Here is a 17,576-nt window from a genome sequence, read left to right as displayed (position 1 = left end):
TGTATGCAGGCGGTGCAGCGGCAGCCATTCGGTAAAGCCGCAATGTCGGCGGAGCGGCAAGTGCGTGCCCAAAACAAAACCGCCCGGCTGGCCGGGCGGTTTTGTTGGCGCAAAGGACCGGATCAGCCCTTGAACGTCTTCAGGGCACGAGCAAAGCGCGCCAGACCTTCATCGATATCGGCATCGTCGATCACCAGTGACGGCGCGAAGCGGATGACGTTCGGGCCGGCCATCAGCACCATCAGGCCTTCGGCCGTCGCGGCGTTGAGCACATCCTTGGCGCGACCTTCGTATTCGGCCTTGAGCGGCGCACCGATCAACAAGCCGACGCCGCGCAACGGGCCGAACAGGTCCAGCTCGGCATTGATCGCCTCAAGCCCCGCCACGAAGCGCGCACGCTTGGCCGCAATTCCCGCCAGTGTCGCCGGATCATTGATCACGTCGAACACCGCACTGGCCACCGCACACGCCAGCGGGTTGCCGCCATACGTAGTGCCGTGCGTGCCGACAGTCAGGTGCTTGGCCAGCTCGTCGGTGGTCAGCATGGCGCCGATCGGGAAGCCGCCACCGAGGCTCTTCGCGCTCGACAGGATGTCCGGCACGACGCCGAAGTGCTGATAGGCGAACAGCGTGCCGACGCGACCCATGCCGGTCTGTACTTCATCGAAAACCAGCATGGCGTTGTGCTTGTCGCACAGCGCGCGCAGCCCCTGCAGGAACTCGCGCGTCGCCGGCAGCACACCGCTTTCACCCATGATCGGTTCGACGATCACACAGGCGGTTTCATCGTCGATCAGCGCTTCGACACTGGCCAGATCGTTGTATTCGAAATGGGCGATACCTTCCGGGCGCGGACCGAAACCGTCCGAATACTTCGGCTGGCCACCGACCGACACGGTAAAGAAGGTCCGGCCGTGAAACGAATTCACCGCCGACAGCACCTTGTGCTTTTGCGGGCCGAAACGGTCGATCCCGACGCGACGCGCCAGCTTCAGCGCAGCCTCGTTCGCCTCGGCGCCCGAGTTGCAGAAGAACACGCGCTCGGCAAACGTTGCAGCAACGAGCTTCTCGGCCAGTGCCAGTGCCGGCTCGTTGGTGAACACGTTCGACACGTGCCAGAGCTTGTTGGCCTGCTCGGTCAGTGCAGCCACCGCCGCCGGATGGCAGTGCCCCAGCGAATTGACCGCAATGCCGCCGGAAAAATCGACGTACTCTCGCCCGGCCTGATCCCAGACTCGGCTGCCCTGACCTCGGACCGGCACGAAGGCGGCGGGGGCGTAGTTGGGCACCATGTACTGGTCGAAATCGGCGCGGGTCGGGGACATCGGCGTTTCCTTGATCGGGAGTGGATTGGACAGGCGTTGGACAATAAAAAACGGGCCACCGTAGTGACCCGTTTTTCCGTGACGATCAGTGCGCTTTCTGACCAGCCAGGAACAACCAGGTTTCCATCACGGTGTCCGGGTTCAAGGATACCGTTTCGATCCCCTCTTCGACCAGCCATTGCGCGAAATCCGGATGATCCGACGGGCCCTGACCGCAGATGCCGACATACTTGTCCAGCTTGCGGCAGGCCGCGATCGCCATGCTCAGCATCGCCTTGACCGCATCGTTGCGCTCGTCGAACGACGCCGATACCGGGCCGCCCGAATCGCGGTCGATACCGAGGGTCAGCTGGGTCATGTCGTTCGAGCCGATCGAGAAGCCGTCGAAGTACTGCAGGAAACGCTCGGCCAGCACCGCATTGGCCGGGATTTCACACATCATGATCAGGCGCAGGCCGTTGTCGCCGCGCTTGAGGCCGTTGCGCTCGAGCAGCTCGACTACGCATTCGGCTTCGTTCAGCGTCCGCACGAACGGGATCATCACCTCGATGTTGGTCAGACCCATCACGTCACGCACTTTCTTGACCGCGCGGCATTCAAGCTCGAAACAGTCACGGAAGCTCTTGTCGACGTAACGTGCCGCGCCGCGGAAACCCAGCATCGGGTTTTCTTCGTGCGGTTCGTATTGCGGACCGCCGATCAGGTTGGCGTATTCGTTCGACTTGAAGTCCGACAGGCGAACGATGACCTTCTTCGGCCAGAACGCCGCACCCAGCGTGGCGATGCCTTCGGCCAGCTTGTCGACGTAGAAGTCCACCGCACTGCGGTAACCGGCAATGCGCTCGTCGATCTGCGCCTTCAGCTCGGCCGGCACATTCGGGTAGGCCAGCAGCGCCTTCGGGTGCACGCCGATCATCCGGTTGATGATGAACTCGAGCCGGGCCAGACCGACGCCTTCGTTCGGCAGCTGGGCAAACTCGAACGCCAGTTCCGGATTGCCGACGTTCATCATCAGCTTCACCGGCGACTCGGGCATCTTGGTCAGCGCGATATCCAGCTTCTCGAACTTCAGCAAGCCGGTGTAGACGTTGCCGGTGTCGCCTTCGGCGCACGACACGGTCACAACATCGCCCGTCTTGAGCATGCGGGTTGCATCGCCGCAACCGACGACGGCTGGCACGCCGAGTTCACGCGCAATGATCGCCGCGTGGCAGGTCCGGCCACCACGGTTGGTAACGATGGCCGAAGCGCGCTTCATCACCGGTTCCCAGTCCGGATCGGTCATATCCGACACCAGCACGTCGCCCGGCTGGACCTGATCCATTTCCGACACGTCGCGAATCACCCGCACCGTGCCTTGGCCGATTTTCTGGCCGATCGCGCGGCCGCTGGTCAGCACTTCGCTCTTTTCGAGCATGCGGAACTTGGACATCTTGTCGCTGGCCGCTTCCTGCGACTTCACCGTTTCCGGGCGCGCCTGCAGGATGTAGAGCTTGCCGTCGATGCCGTCACGACCCCATTCGATGTCCATCGGCCGGCCGTAATGCTGCTCGATGATCAGCGCGTAGCGGGCCAGCTCCTCGACTTCCTCGTCGGTCACCGAGAACTTGCGGCGGTCAAGCGGATCGACGTCGACGGTTTTCACCGACTTGCCGGCGGCAGCTTCGAGATCGAACTCCATCTTCAGCGCCTTGCCGCCGAGGTGCTTGCGCACGATCGCCGGGCGACCGGCCTTCAGCGTCGGCTTATGGACGTAGAACTCGTCCGGGTTCACCGCGCCCTGCACCACGGTTTCACCGAGACCGTACGACGCAGTGACGAACACGACATCCTCGAAACCGCTTTCGGTATCGATGGTGAACAGCACGCCGGCAGCGCCCTTGTCCGAACGGACCATGCGCTGGATGCCGGCCGACAGCGCGACCAGCTTGTGATCGAAGCCCTTGTGGACGCGGTAGGCAATGGCGCGGTCGTTGTACAGCGAAGCGAACACGTGCTTCATCGCATCAAGCACGTTCTCTACGCCGACGATGTTCAGATAGGTTTCCTGCTGGCCGGCGAACGACGCATCCGGCAAGTCTTCGGCCGTGGCCGACGAGCGCACCGCGACAGTCACGCCTTCGCCCAGCTTCGCGTAGTGTTCGCGAATCTCGGCCTCGAGTTCGGCCGGGAACGGCGTTTCAATGATCCAGTCACGAATCTGCTTGCCGACTTCGGCCAACGCCTTGACGTCGTCGACGTCGAGCGTGGACACGGCCGCATCGATGCGATCGGCCAGCCCGTTGTGCGCGAGAAAAACGCGGTAAGCGTGTGCGGTGGTCGCAAAACCACCGGGAACGCGCACGCCCTTCTCGGCCAGTTGGGAAATCATTTCACCCAGCGAGGCATTCTTGCCACCGACGTACTCGACATCGGTCATGCGCAGGTGGACAAAGTCGATCACATTTCGATCATTGAGGTAGGCGGTCATCTACGGCACGACTCCACAGAGTTAAACTTCGAATAGTTTTAGCTTATGTTGCAATGCGATATTGCTTTCAGTCATTCTAGGCACCCAGCCCCGGTCGCCTAGTCGGGATAATCCTTTACATGCTATCCCGCAGCGAACTGTCAGGATGACACACAGCCAGTCCGCGCCTCACCATCCCAGACTCAACGCCTTGCACGCACGGAGCCCCGATGCCTCGCACCGCCTTCTTCGTATCCGACCGTACCGGCATCACCGCAGAGATGCTCGGCCACAGCCTGATCACCCAGTTCGAGGACGTGAATTTTCGCCGCATCACGCTGCCTTACATCGATAGCGTCGAGAAGGCGCACGAGGCCACCGCACGCATCCGCCACCAGGCCGAAATCGACGGCTGCCGCCCGATCGTGTTCTCGACCGTGGTCGACGACGAGCTGCGCAACCTCATCCATGTCGAAGAGGCACTGACGCTGGATTTCTTCGAAATTTTCATCGGCCCGCTCGAAAAAGAGCTGGGGCGTGAATCTTCACACACCGTCGGAAAGACACACGGCATCGCCAATTTCGAGGAATACAAGGCGCGGATCGATGCGGTCAATTTCGCGCTCAACCATGACGACGGCGTGATGCCGCGCGATCTGAACGAGGCCGACATCATCCTGATCGGCGTATCCCGCGCCGCCAAAACGCCGACCTGCCTGTATCTGGCGCTGCAATACGGCATCAAGGCCGCCAATTACCCGCTGACGCCGGAAGACTTCGGTCAACATACGCTGCCCAAACTGCTGCTACCGTACCGCAACAAGCTGTTCGGTCTGACCATCGACCCGGTCCGCCTCTCGCAGATCCGCGAAGAACGCAAACCGAACAGCAAGTACGCTGCACTCGACAACTGTCAGTTCGAGGTCGGCGAAGCCGAAGCGCTGATGCGCCATGTCGGCGTCCCCTATCTGGCCTCGACGACACGCTCGATCGAGGAACTCGCCACCACCATCATGCACCGCACCGGTCTGACCCGGCGCACCTACTGAGGCCGATCGGCCCGCTCCGGAGTTGTCATGCCCCGCACCGCGTTCTTCGTTTCCGGCCGAACCGGCATCACCGCAGAAATGCTCGGTCACAGCCTGATCAGCCAGTTCGAAGAGGTCAATTTCCGGCGCATCACGCTGCCTTACATTGACAGCGTCGACAAGGCGCGCGAAGCCATCGTGCAGATCCGGGAGCAAGCGCTCACCGATGGTGTACGCCCGGTGGTTTTCTCGACACTGATCGACGAAGAGTTGCGCCAGTGCTTCTACATCGAGGAAGCGCTGACGGTCGATATTTTCGCGACCTTCATCAAGCCGCTCGAGGAAGAGCTCGGCGTCATGTCGTCGCACACGGCGGGCAAGGTCCATGGCATTGCCAACTTCGAGGAATACAAGAACCGCATCGACGCGGTGAACTACTCGATGAGCCATGACGACGGTGGCGTATCGCGCAACCTGGCCGATGCCGACGTCATCCTCGTCGGCGTTTCGCGCGCCGGCAAGACACCGACCTGCCTGTATCTGGCGCTGCAGTACGGCATCAAGGCCGCCAACTACCCGCTGACACCCGAAGACTTCAACGACCACGCCCTGCCGCGGGTACTGGCGAATCACCGCAACAAGCTGTTCGGACTGACCATCCAGCCCGAGCGACTGTCGCAGATTCGCGCCGAACGCAAACCGGGCAGTCACTACGCATCGATCGACATCTGTCGTGCCGAGGTCGCCGAGGCCGAAACGCTGATGAAACAGGCCCAGATTCCCTACCTCAACACGACCTCGCTATCGATCGAGGAACTGGCCAGTTCGATCCTGCATCACAGCGGCCTGAAACGGCGTCTGTTCTGACCCGGCAACGGGAAAAATGCACGGGCGGCGTCACTGCCGTGACACGGACCACAGACGGAAGCACATTCCGGCGCTTACGTGCAAGTACAGCTTTCGCCCACCGGGTCGAACCGGTACACTCGGCACTTCCTTTGCCCGCAATAGACCCACATGCCCAGCGGTATCCAAGAGGCCACGGCCTTCGAATTCAAGAGCGCCAGCGTGCAACTGGTGAGCTTCGTGCCGGCCACGCTCGACGCCGAAGAAATCGATACCGAGTTGCGAGACAAACTCGGTGACGGCGAGCACATGCTCAGCGGCAGTCATGTCGCCATCGACTTCTCCGCACTCCCGGAAACACCGGACGCGGCCTCGTTGCGGCGTCTGGTCGAACAGCTTGCGCACTTCGACCTCGCGCTCGTCGCGGCTCAGGGCGGCAATGACGCCCAGTGCGCCGCTGCCAGAGAAGCCGGGCTGATCATTATCAATCCGGATGCCGTCACGCATTTGCCGACACCCAAGCCCGTCGTTGCCGAACGCGTGCCGGCCATGGTCGTCACCAAGCCGATCCGTGCCGGCCAGCAGGTTTACGCGCGCGGTGGCGACCTCGTCGTCCTGGCACTGGTCTCGAACGGCGCCGAAGTCATCGCCGATGGCAGCATCCACGTCTACGCGCCACTGCGCGGCCGTGCACTGGCGGGTGCCCGTGGCGACACCGGCGCCCGCGTCTACACCACCTGTCTCGAGGCCGAGCTGGTCTCGATTGCCGGCGTCTACCGCACGCTTGAAGAAGCCCTGCCTGCCAACATCAAGGCAGGTGCGGCCCAGATTCGCCTCGACGACAACAAACTCGTGATCGAGGCCCTGAGCGGCCTCGTCTAAACCAACAGACCCCATAAGGAATTCCGTAACGTGGCCAAGATCATCGTCGTCACCTCCGGCAAAGGGGGCGTAGGCAAGACCACTACCAGCGCCAGCTTTGCAACAGGCCTCGCCCTTCGCGGCTTCAAGACCGCCGTCATCGACTTCGACGTCGGCCTGCGCAACCTCGACCTCATCATGGGTTGCGAGCGTCGCGTGGTGTACGACTTCGTCAACGTCGTTCAGGGCGAAGCATCGCTGAAGCAGGCGCTGATCAAGGACAAGAACTGCGACAACCTGTTCATCCTGCCTGCATCGCAAACCCGTGACAAAGACGCACTTTCGAAGGAAGGCGTCGAAAAAGTCCTGAAGGAACTCGAACACGAAGCGTTCGACTACGTCATTTGCGACAGCCCGGCCGGCATCGAAACCGGTGCGTTTCTGGCACTGTATTTCGCCGACGAAGCCATCGTCGTCACCAACCCGGAAGTCAGCTCGGTGCGCGACTCGGACCGCATCATCGGCATCCTCGACGCCAAGTCGAAGAAGGCCGAGGAAGGCGGCTCGGTGAAGACCCACCTGCTGGTGACCCGCTACAGCCCCAAGCGTGTCGATTCGGGCGAAATGCTCTCGCTCGACGACGTCCAGCACCTGCTGCGCATTTCGCTGATCGGCGTGATTCCGGAATCGGAAAGCGTGCTGCAGGCGTCGAACGCCGGTTCGCCGGCGATTCACCTGAGCGGATCGGACGTCTCCGAAGCCTACAAGGACGTCGTCGCCCGCTTCCTCGGCGAACAGAAGCCGTTGCGGTTTATTGATGCACCGAAGCAGCCGTTCTGGAAGCGGCTCTTTGGAGGTTGATGCATGTCCATCCTGAGTTATTTTTTCGGCGAAAAGAAGAAAACCGCCTCGGTCGCCCGCGAACGCCTGCAGATCATCCTCGCACACGAACGCGCTGAAGGTCGTGGCGCACCGGATTACCTGCCGCAGCTCCAGAAAGAGCTGATGGAAGTGATCTCCAAATACGTGTCGGTCAGCCCGGACGACATCAAGGTCCAGCTCGACAAGCGGGACGACATGGAAGTGCTCGAAGTGAATATCGTGCTTCCGGAAGCGCCACGGCGATAGAATCTGAATCGACCGCCGCATATGTATGACCCAAAGAGAGGCGCGCGCCTCTCTTTGCCATTTCAGGAAAGACAATGACGATCGTCATCAAGACCAGCGAAGACATCGCAAAAATGCGCATTGCCGGCCGCCTGGCCAGCGAAGTGCTCGACTACATCACGCCGCACGTCGTCCCCGGCGTCACCACCGAAGCGCTCGACAAGCTGTGCGCCGACTACATGCGCGACGTGCAGGGCACGATTGCCGCGCCGCTGAACTACTGCCCGCCCGGTTACACACCCTATCCGAAGTCGATCTGCACCTCGGTGAACAACGTGATCTGCCACGGCATCCCGAACGACAAACCGCTGAAGAACGGCGACATCGTCAACCTCGACATCACCGTCATCAAGGACGGCTATCACGGCGATACCAGCCGCACCTTCCTGATCGGCGACAAGGTGCTGCCGCATGCCAAGCGACTGGTGCAGGTCACCTATGACTGCATGTGGCTCGGCATCGATCAGGTCAAGCCCGGCGCCCACCTTGGCGACATTGGTGCGGCAATCCAGAAATACGCAGAAAAAGCCGGCTTTTCGGTCGTGCGCGAGTTCTGTGGTCACGGCATCGGCCAGGTTTTTCACGAAGAACCGCAGGTCGTCCATTACGGCAAGGCCGGCACCGGCATCGAACTCGTGCCGGGCATGATCTTCACGATCGAGCCGATGATCAACGCCGGCAAGCGGGAACTGAAGGCACAGCCGGACGGCTGGACCATCGTCACCAAGGATCGCAGCCTGTCGGCGCAATGGGAACACACGATCCTGGTCACCGAAACCGGTTACGAAGTGCTGACCGTATCGGCCGGCACCCCGCCCCGCCCGGAACGTTACCTGCTCGACTAAGCCCCACCAAAGAGGACCGCCGATGCGCTCGGTCAACGCGATTCGTGATGATTACACCACCGCAAAGACGGCCCTCAAAACCCGCTTCGCCGCACCGCGCGCCGCTGCGCCGCTGCTGCGCACCCTTGCCCGCCAGACCGACGTCACGCTGAGCGAGCTGTGGGAGCGCCACCAGTTCGGCTGTGAAGTGCTGCTGGTCGCCGTCGGCGGCTACGGTCGCGGCGAGCTGTTTCCCCACTCGGACATCGACCTGCTGATCCTGCTGCCGGACCAGCTGAGCCCGGCACTACTGGAAAAGCTGGAAGTCTTTGTCGGCGAGCTGTGGGACATCGGCCTCGAAGTCGGCCACTCGGTCCGCACCGTTGCCGACTGCCTCGCCGAAGCCGAAAAGGACATTACCGTCCAGACGGCACTGCTCGAATCGCGTTTACTGGTCGGCGACGCAACGCGCTTCACCGCGTTTCGCGACACGGTCTACCGCTACATCGATCCGAAGGAGTTTTTCGAAGCCAAGCTGCTCGAGCAGCAGGCCCGCTACGGCCGCTTCCAGAACGCCACCTACAAGCTCGAACCCAACCTCAAGGAAGCCCCCGGCGGCCTGCGCGACCTGCACCTGATCGGCTGGATCGCCGCCAGCCTCGGCCTCGGGCGCGATTGGCGCGCACTGGCCGCCATGGGCATGCTGACCCGCGAGGAAGGCCAGAAGCTGCGCCGCGCGGAGCGCGTATTGCGCACGATCCGCATCCAGCTGCACTGGCTGGCGCGGCGCCGCGAAGACCGCATCCTGTTCGATCACCAGAACCGGCTCGCCGAGCTGTTCGGCTACGAGGACGACGGCAAGCTGCGCGCCAGCGAACAACTGATGGCACGTTACTATCTTGCCGCGCGCATCGTCACCCAGCTGACTCCCTTGCTGGTCCAGGCGCTGCGCACACGGATCTTCTCGCAGATCGGCAGCGAAGCAACGCCGCTGAACGAGCGCTTCCAGCTGCGCGGCAATACGCTGGAAATCACCACGCCGGACGTGTTCGAGCGGGAGCCCTCGGCCATTCTCGAAATCTTCCTGCAGTTCGAACAACAGCGCGACGTGACCGACATTGCGCCGGAAACGCTGCGCGCGCTCTGGCACGCCCGCGCACGGATCGACGATGATTTTCGCGCCGACCCGCACAACCGGTCGCTGTTCATCCAGCTGTTCCGCGAACCACGCGGTCTGACGCGCATCCTGCGACGGATGAACCAGTACGGCGTGCTCGGCCGCTACATCCCGCGTTTCGGCGAGCTGGTCGGCCGGATGCAGCACGACCTGTTTCATGTCTACACCGTTGATGAACACACGCTGATGGTGCTGCGCAATATGCGCCGATTCGCCCAGCCGGCGTTCACCCACGAATATCCGCTGTGCTCGCGACTGATCGAAGGCTTCGAACACCCCGAGGTGCTTTACCTCGCTGCGCTGTTCCACGACATCGGCAAGGGCCGGGGCGGTGATCATTCGACACTGGGCGCGAGCATCGCCCGGGAGTTTGTCGATCAGCACCCTTTGCGCCCCGCGGATCGAGACCTGATCGTCTGGCTGGTCGAACATCACCTGACGATGTCGCACGTCGCGCAGAAGCAGGACGTTTACGATCCGGAAGTGGTGGCGAACTTCGCCCGGATGGTCGGCACCCAGCGCACGCTCAATGCGCTCTACCTGCTCACCGTCGCCGACATCCGCGGCACCAGCCCCAAGGTCTGGAACGCGTGGAAAGCCAAGCTGCTCGAAGACCTGTTCAAGGCCACCCAACGCCAGCTGGCCAGCGACGACCTCCCCCCCTCCACCTGGCTGGAGGAGCGGCAGGAAGACGCACTGAGCCAGTTGCGTCTGTACGGCCTGCGCGACGATGCGCACACGGCCTTCTGGAACGAGCTCGACACGGTTTATTTCCTGCGTCACGAGGCGCGTGAAATCGCCTGGCACACGCGCCAGCTGTTCAACAAGGTCAACAGCGACACCGCCGTCGTGCGCGCAAGGCTATCCGAATCGGGCGAAGGCCTGCAGGTGATGGTCTATACCCGCGACACACCCGATCTGTTCGCGCGCATCTGCAGCTTTTTCGAGCGTGCCGGCTACAACATCTTCGACGCGCACGTACACACCACGCATCACGGCTATGCGCTCGACAGCTTCTACGTTTTCATTCCGGAAAACCGCAACGACAGCTATCGCGACCTGATCGGTTTTGTCGAGTACGAACTGGCTTTGCAGCTCGCCAAGGCCGGCCAGTTGCCGGCACCGGTCAAGGCACGCGTGTCGCGCCAGCTCAAGCACTTTCCGGTGCAGCCGCACGTCCTGATCCGCGCGGACGAGCGCGGCAAGTATCACGTCCTGTCGATCGCTGCCGGCGATCGCCCGGGCCTGCTGTCGACGATCGCCCGCGTGCTCGCCGACTACCGTATCGATATCCAGAGCGCCAAGATCATGACGCTGGGCGAGCGCGCCGAAGACAACTTTCTCATTTCCGGCCAGCGCCTTGGCGACGAGCGCAACATTCGCCAGCTCGAGAGCGAGTTGCTGCAGGCGCTGCAGGTTTAGCATCCGGGCCGGGCACGCTCACTTGCCCGGCTTGCTCGCTTCCTTCTTGTCGTTGGTGCGGTCGGCCGCCTGGTAGGCCAGGTAATAGCGATTCACCGTGGAAACGTAATCGAGCAGATGCTGGCCAACCGTCCGGCGGGCCACCTCCTCGACATTGCCCCGCCAGACATTCGGATCCAGCCCCTGCGCCTTGGCCTTCTTGCGCAGCTGCTGCACCCGTCCCTCGCCGGCGTTGTACGACGCGATCATGAAATACAGCTGGTCGGTCGGCGTAATGCCGCCACCGGAGAACAGCGAACGCAAGTGGGACAGATAGCGCGCTGCGGCGGTAACGTTCTGCTCGGTGTCGTGCGGATTGCTCACGCCCATCTTGCGCGCGGTCACCGGATTGACCTGCATCAGCCCGGTCGGCCCGCCGCCCTTGCGCGTCATCGGCTGCAGCTTGGTTTCCCGCTGACCGATCGCGGCCAGCAAGAGCCAGTCGAGGTTGTTGGCCGATGCCACCAGCTGCAGCATCGGCGCGAAAAAGCCGAGCTTGTCGGTTGCGCTCATTTCATCGGGCGCATCGGCGCGACCATCCTTGGGCAGAAAACGCTGCGTATCGACCGCCGCCTTGCTGGCCAGCTTGCCACCGGTCGAGGCAATGAAACGGTTCAGCAGCGACAGCAGCTGCGGATGCTCGGGCGCAACCGCCCACGCCACCGGCACGGTCGCCTCGGCGCACGCCTGCGTCTTCAGCGCCGGATAGCGCTTGCTCCACAACCGAACCTGATACTCGCTGGCGACGGTCGCCAGATCGCCGCCCTGCTGGATGTCGGCAAACAACTGCTCGGTCGACACGCCGACAGCCGGCTCGGCCAGCTCGGCCCCGGCCAGCTCGGACGCCATGACGCGGCGACCGAAGTTGGCAGACGGTACGGTCACCGGACGCTTGCCAAGCTCGTCGAGTTTCTCGACCGCCGGAAGACTCCGGTTTTGCACCAGACACCAGCGATCGTTGAGATAGGGCGTGGTGAACTCCGCCAGATGCCCCACCCCGGAGATCACCGGAATCAGACCGGCGGCAATATCGCCTTCGCCCGCACGCAGCTTCGGCAACAGCGCACCGGCGTCGACCGGCACGTACTGGAGCAGCAGCGGCGCCCTGCCTTTAGGGCGACCACGGTTCAGGTATTTTTCCAGTTCGGAAAGCATGGCGTACTCGACGCCGTGCGGCCGGCCATTGACGAAGAAAAACGTCGACGACCCCAGTGCAACCAGCACGCGCAACCGGTCCGGCGGGTTGGCCGGATCGTAATCCTCGCCAGCCAGTTCGGTCGGTTGCGTCAATGCCGGGTGTACGCTGGCCGGGGCCGCAACGATCTTCTTTTTGGTCTGCTTGGCGGCCACCGTCGTCGTTGCGGCGCACGCGAGCACCGCCGCCAGCAACAAGTGACTGAAAGCAAACGTTTTATGCAATTGGGTTGAGCGCATTTTTTGATTCTAGCGGGATTCGGTCAATTCGGCATGTCACCAAGCCCACTTGAGTCATGACAGCGAATCCGCTAACGCCGCACAAGCCGCGCTTATAATGGCCGCCTTGTTGAATGGAAGACCGTCATGCCTTTGCTGCTCGTTGAAAACGCTTCGCTCGCCTTTGGCCACTGGCCGCTACTCGATCACGCCACACTGGCGCTCGAATCGGGCGAGCGCGTCGGGCTGATCGGCCGCAACGGCCAGGGCAAGTCGTCACTGCTGAAAGCGGTGGCCGGCGTCATCAAGCTGGACGACGGCGACATCCGCATTCCGGCCGAAGTCCGCACCGCCTATGTCGCGCAGGAACCCGAATTCGCCGAAGGCAGCACGGTGTTCGATGCGGTCGCCGAGGGACTGGGTGAACTCAAGCAGCTGCTGCGCGACTATCACACTGCCACCCATTCGCAGGACGGCTCTCCCGAGGCGCTGGCCCGGCTGACCGAGCTGCAGCACGGCATCGAAGCCAGCGACGGCTGGCGCTTCGATGCGCTGATCTCGACCACGCTCTCCCACCTCGACCTGCCGGCCGACACACCGGTGGCCTCGCTGTCGGGTGGCTGGAAGAAACGCGTCGCGCTCGCACGTGCACTGGTGGTCGAACCGCAACTGCTGCTGCTCGACGAGCCGACCAACCACCTCGACGTCAGCGCGATCGAATGGCTCGAAGGCCTGCTCGGCAACTTCGGCGGCAGCGTGCTGTTCATCACCCACGACCGGCGCTTCCTCGACAACGTGGCCACCCGCATCATCGAACTCGACCGCGGCCGCGTCACCAGTTTCCCGGGCAACTTCAGTCAGTACGAAACACGCAAGGCCGACCAGCTGGCAGCCGAAGAACAGGTCAACAAGAAGTTCGACAAGGTGCTGGCGCAGGAAGAAGTCTGGATCCGCAAGGGCATCGAAGCCCGTCGCACCCGCAACGAAGGCCGCGTACGCCGGCTCGAGCAATTGCGCCGGGACCGCGCGGCAAGGCGCGAGCGCGTCGGCAATGTCTCGTTCCAGCTCGACGCGGGCGAGCGCAGCGGCAAGCTCGTCGCCGAGTTCGAACACGTCAGCAAATCGTTCATCGACGCCAACGGTGCCGAGAAACGCATCATCCGCGACTTCACCACCCGGCTGATCCGTGGCGACCGCGTCGGCCTGATCGGCCCCAACGGCGCCGGCAAAACCACGCTGCTCAAGCTCATCCTCGGCGAGCTCGAACCCGATACCGGCAGCGTCAAGCGCGGCACCAATCTGCAGGTCGCCTACTTCGACCAGTTCCGCACCCAGCTCGACGAAGAAGCTGCGATCGTCGACGTCATTGGCCAGGGCAAGGACTACGTCGAGATCGGCGGCCAGCGCAAGCACGTGATGGGCTATCTCGAAGAATTCCTGTTCGCGCCCGAACGCGCGCGCAGCCCGGTCAAGTCGCTCTCGGGCGGCGAGCGCAACCGGCTGTTGCTGGCCATGCTGTTCACCCGCCCGGCCAACGTGCTGGTGCTCGACGAACCGACCAACGACCTCGACATCGACACACTGGAATTGCTGGAAAACCTGCTTGCCGACTACCCCGGCACCCTGTTTCTGGTCAGCCACGACCGCGCCTTTCTCGATAACGTCGTCACCCAGACGATTGCCTTCGAAGGCGATGGCGTCCTGGTCGAAAATGTCGGCGGCTTCGCCGACTGGCAGGCAGCGCGCGCGCGCAAGCTGGCACAGCAGGCCACCGCCAAGCCGGTCGAAACCAGCGCAAAACCCGCAGCCGAGCGCAGCAAGCCGCGCAACCAGAAGCTCAGCTACAACGAGCAGCGCGAACTCGAACGCCTGCCGGGCGAAATCGAGGCCCTTGAAGCCGAGCAGGCGGATTTGCAACAGGCCATGCTTGATCCGCAGCTTTACAGAGAAAGCCCTCTGAAAGCCAAGGAAATGCAGGATAGAATCGAGGCCATCGAAAACCTGCTGCTGGAAAAGCTCGAACGTTGGGAAACGCTCGAAGCCAAACGCCCCTGAACATGAACTGGCCCTGGCCGCGCCGCAACCCCGACTCCACGCACCATTCGCTGCGACCGCTGCGTCGCGGGCTGATCCTGTTTTACATCACGCTCATGGCGGCCGGCGTCGCCATGCTGCTCTGGGTGACGTCACGCGACTACCAGCAGGCACTGGACGAGGCCGAGAGGCAAAACCTGTCGCTCGCACGCTCCCTCGACGAGCACGCAACGCGGACGTTCGTCTCGGTCGAGCAGGCCATGCAGAACATCATCGAGAACCTTGAAGGACTCGGTGGCGTCGACAAGGCCGACGAATACCTCACCTATCTGCTGCTGCGTGACAAGGTCAAACTCGCGCCACAGGTTCGCGGCATCATCGCCATCGATTCGCACGGCCGCATCCAGAGTCACGGGCTCGAATACCCGACGCGGCGCGTCGATCTTTCCGATCGCTCCTACTACCGCTATCACCAGCAGTTTCCCGACCTGCGACCGCAGATCCAGCTACCAGTGGTCAGCCGCACCGACGGCAAATGGCTGATCCCGGTCACGCGCCGCATCAACCGGCCGGACGGCAGCTTCGGCGGCATCCTGCTGGCCGGCGTCGAACCCAACTACTTTCTCGATTTCTACCAGTCACTCAAGCTGGCGCCGAGCATGCGCATCCAGCTGCTGCGATCGGACGGCGTGATCATTCTCAACTATCCGTTCGACGAGGTGCACATCGGCCAGAACGTGCGCAACGCCGACCCCACCCTGTTCGAACGGCACCGGCTCAAGCGCACTACCGTCTTCCGCCAGAACGACCCGGCCAGCAACCGCGACGAACTCGTCGCCTTCCACGCCAGCCAGGGCGAGTTGCCGCTGATCGTCACCGTATCGATCGACGAAGACACCGTACTCGGCAAATTCCGCGAAAACCTGTTCACCCGCGCCGTCATCACCATCGCGCTGATGCTGGTCGTCACGGTGCTGTTCTATCTGCTGCTGCGCCAGTTGCGCCGGATCGAACAGATCGAGGGCCGGCTGCACCTGACCCAGTTCACCGTCGACGAATCGCCCGACGCGGTCCTGTGGAGCGACCGTTTCGGCAACATCCGCTACGCCAACCGCTCGGCGTCGCGGATCACGCACTACACGCCGGACGACATGCTCGGCCTGCGCTTCGCGGACCTGTTCCCAAATATCGGCGAAGCCCAGTGGCACGAGCTGTGGGGGCGGTTGAAGCAGGAACGGCAGCTGGTGCAGATGACGCACCAGCGCGATCGTTACGGCCAGTTGCTGCCGGTCGAAATCACGCTCGCCCACATCGAGTTCAACAACGAGGCGTACACCTGCGCAACGGTGCGCGACATCACCGAGCGGCAGAACACCGAGCGCGAACTGCGGCGCCACCGGGACCACCTGCAGGATCTGGTGCTTGAACGAACGGCCGAAATCCGTACCGTGCTCGATGCCAGCCCGCTGGCGATCATGCTCTCGGTCAAGGGGACGATCCGCCTCGTCAATCCGGCGTTCGAAAAGCTCTTCGGCTTCACTTCCGGCGCCATCATCGGCCAGCCGATGAGCCTGATCCACGCCGATCAGGCCGACTACCAGGAAGCCGGCCAGCAGATGCTGCAGAAAGTCCAGCAGGGCGAGGTATTCCGCGGCGAAATGGCGCTGTTCCGTCGGGACCTGTCCGAGTTCTGGGCCATGCTGTACGCCAAGGCGCTCGATCCGGACGACGCCGACAAGGGTGTGATCTGCGTCATCGAGGACGTCACCGCACAGCGGATCGCCGCGCAGGCGCTGCGCCAGTCCGAACGCCTCAAGCGGACGATTATCGACACCACCGCCGACGGTTTCATCCTGCTCGATGCTTCCGGACGCATCGTCGAAATCAACCAGTCGTTTTCGCGACTGCTCGGCTACCGCCGCGAGGATGCGCTCGGCCACTCGCCCGAGGTGCTGTGGGGCGATCAGGCGGCGCGCGTTTTCCCGCCCGATCTGGCCAGCCGGATCGGTGCCGGCAACCACATCGAGGAAGTCATCCTGCGCGCATCGACCGGCGAACTGCTGCCCTTCCTTGTCAATTCGGCCGCGATCAACGACGAGCACCAGCAACTCGAATACGCATTCGCCTTCCTGACCAACATCGGCCGACTGAAGGAATTCGAGCGCAATCTGGTCGAAGCGAAGGATGCTGCAGAAAGTGCCAACGTGGCCAAATCCGCCTTCCTTGCGAACATGTCGCACGAATTGCGCACACCGATGCACGCCATCCTGTCGTTCTCGGAAATGGGCCTCTCCAAGGTCGGCCGCACCGAACCGGTCAATCTGGCGCGCTACTTCGAGCGAATCAATTCGAGTGGCAACCGCCTGCTGGTGCTGCTGAATGACCTGCTCGACATGTCCCGGCTCGAGGCCAACCGGATGCAGTACGACAAGTCACGTTATTGCATCCAGCAGACCATGCAGGTTGCGATCAACGAGATCAATCCGCTCCTGAGCGGCAAGCGACTCGACCTCGAAGCCGACGAGCAGACCCCGGCCCTGTTCGCCGTCTATGACAAGACGCGGGTGATGCAGGTCATCGTCAATCTGCTGTCGAACGCCATCAAGTTCAGCCCGGTCGGCAGCAGCATCAGCGTCGACTATCTGGCCGACGCCAGAATCGGGGATGGCCAGCCGGCCATCGGCATTTCGGTCCGCGATCACGGCCCCGGCATTCCGCCCGACGAGCTGGAGCTGATCTTCGACAAATTCATCCAGAGCAGCCGGATGCGGACGACCGGCGGCACCGGCCTCGGACTGGCCATCAGCCGGCAGATCATGGAAGACCATGGCGGCAAGGTCTTCGCAGCCAATCACGCCGATGGCGGCGCCGTATTCACGCTGCTGCTCCCCGCCGATCGCGGCGCAAACTGAACGCAGCCGGGCGGTTTTGATTGCGGTGCGATTGGCGTACAATGCCGCGCTTTCCTGCCGCAAATCCAAGATAAATCAA

The 17,576-nt window shown here is 62.7% G+C and carries 12 protein-coding genes; 9 read left to right on the top strand and 3 right to left on the bottom strand.

Annotation, left to right across the window (positions count from 1 at the left end; all coding sequences use genetic code 11):
- Window positions 1-122: 122 nt before the first annotated feature.
- Together JMJ54_RS07530 and ppsA are read right to left on the bottom strand one after the other, a co-directional pair.
- Window positions 123-1,325 carry an aspartate aminotransferase family protein gene (locus JMJ54_RS07530; RefSeq protein WP_203537388.1) on the bottom strand — a complete coding sequence of 401 codons (1,203 nt, stop codon included), beginning with the start codon at window positions 1,323-1,325 and terminating at the stop codon, window positions 123-125.
- Window positions 1,326-1,410: 85 nt separating this feature from the next.
- Window positions 1,411-3,795, bottom strand: a complete 2,385-nt coding sequence (gene ppsA / locus JMJ54_RS07525) for a phosphoenolpyruvate synthase (protein WP_203537387.1) — start codon at window positions 3,793-3,795, stop codon at window positions 1,411-1,413.
- A 209-nt stretch (window positions 3,796-4,004) separates the two neighbouring features.
- Between ppsA and ppsR (JMJ54_RS07520) the strand changes: the two genes are divergently transcribed.
- The 7 genes from ppsR (JMJ54_RS07520) (at window position 4,005) to JMJ54_RS07490 (ending at window position 11,099) form a co-directional block, all read left to right on the top strand.
- Window positions 4,005-4,823 carry a posphoenolpyruvate synthetase regulatory kinase/phosphorylase PpsR gene (gene ppsR / locus JMJ54_RS07520; RefSeq protein WP_203537386.1) on the top strand — a complete coding sequence of 273 codons (819 nt, stop codon included), beginning with the start codon at window positions 4,005-4,007 and terminating at the stop codon, window positions 4,821-4,823.
- Window positions 4,824-4,850: 27 nt separating this feature from the next.
- Entirely contained in the window at window positions 4,851-5,669 is an 819-nt protein-coding gene (gene ppsR / locus JMJ54_RS07515; RefSeq protein WP_203537385.1) for a posphoenolpyruvate synthetase regulatory kinase/phosphorylase PpsR, read from the top strand.
- A 150-nt stretch (window positions 5,670-5,819) separates the two neighbouring features.
- Entirely contained in the window at window positions 5,820-6,530 is a 711-nt protein-coding gene (minC, locus tag JMJ54_RS07510; RefSeq protein WP_203537383.1) for a septum site-determining protein MinC, read from the top strand.
- A gap of 30 nt (window positions 6,531-6,560) precedes the next feature.
- The gene (gene minD, locus JMJ54_RS07505; RefSeq protein WP_203537381.1) at window positions 6,561-7,370 is read left to right on the top strand and encodes a septum site-determining protein MinD; all 810 of its coding nucleotides are present in this window, start codon (window positions 6,561-6,563) and stop codon (window positions 7,368-7,370) included.
- Window positions 7,371-7,373: 3 nt separating this feature from the next.
- Window positions 7,374-7,637: a cell division topological specificity factor MinE gene (gene minE, locus JMJ54_RS07500; protein WP_203537379.1), complete on the top strand. Its 264-nt coding sequence runs from the start codon at window positions 7,374-7,376 to the stop codon at window positions 7,635-7,637.
- Window positions 7,638-7,711: 74 nt separating this feature from the next.
- Window positions 7,712-8,521: a type I methionyl aminopeptidase gene (gene map / locus JMJ54_RS07495; RefSeq protein ID WP_203537372.1), complete on the top strand. Its 810-nt coding sequence runs from the start codon at window positions 7,712-7,714 to the stop codon at window positions 8,519-8,521.
- Between the two features lie 22 nt (window positions 8,522-8,543).
- Window positions 8,544-11,099 carry a [protein-PII] uridylyltransferase gene (locus JMJ54_RS07490; RefSeq protein WP_203537370.1) on the top strand — a complete coding sequence of 852 codons (2,556 nt, stop codon included), beginning with the start codon at window positions 8,544-8,546 and terminating at the stop codon, window positions 11,097-11,099.
- Window positions 11,100-11,117: 18 nt separating this feature from the next.
- On the opposite strand, the gene JMJ54_RS07485 is transcribed toward JMJ54_RS07490, so the two are convergent.
- Window positions 11,118-12,572 (bottom strand): MltF family protein, encoded by a 1,455-nt coding sequence (locus tag JMJ54_RS07485; protein WP_203537368.1) that lies wholly within the window; start codon window positions 12,570-12,572, stop codon window positions 11,118-11,120.
- 126 nt (window positions 12,573-12,698) lie between these two features.
- Here JMJ54_RS07485 and JMJ54_RS07480 point away from each other — a divergent pair, with 126 nt between their 5' ends.
- Complete coding sequence (locus JMJ54_RS07480; protein ID WP_203537360.1) at window positions 12,699-14,606, top strand: ATP-binding cassette domain-containing protein; 1,908 nt, start codon at window positions 12,699-12,701, stop codon at window positions 14,604-14,606.
- A 2-nt stretch (window positions 14,607-14,608) separates the two neighbouring features.
- Window positions 14,609-17,497: a PAS domain S-box protein gene (locus JMJ54_RS07475; RefSeq protein WP_203537358.1), complete on the top strand. Its 2,889-nt coding sequence runs from the start codon at window positions 14,609-14,611 to the stop codon at window positions 17,495-17,497.
- Window positions 17,498-17,576 lie beyond the last annotated feature (79 nt).

It is taken from the genome of Jeongeupia naejangsanensis (assembly GCF_016865585.1).
GTDB classification, from domain to species: Bacteria; Pseudomonadota; Gammaproteobacteria; order Burkholderiales; family Chitinibacteraceae; genus Jeongeupia; species Jeongeupia naejangsanensis.
Note: the sequence above shows the minus strand (reverse complement) of the source record. Positions and strands in the feature narration are given on the sequence as shown.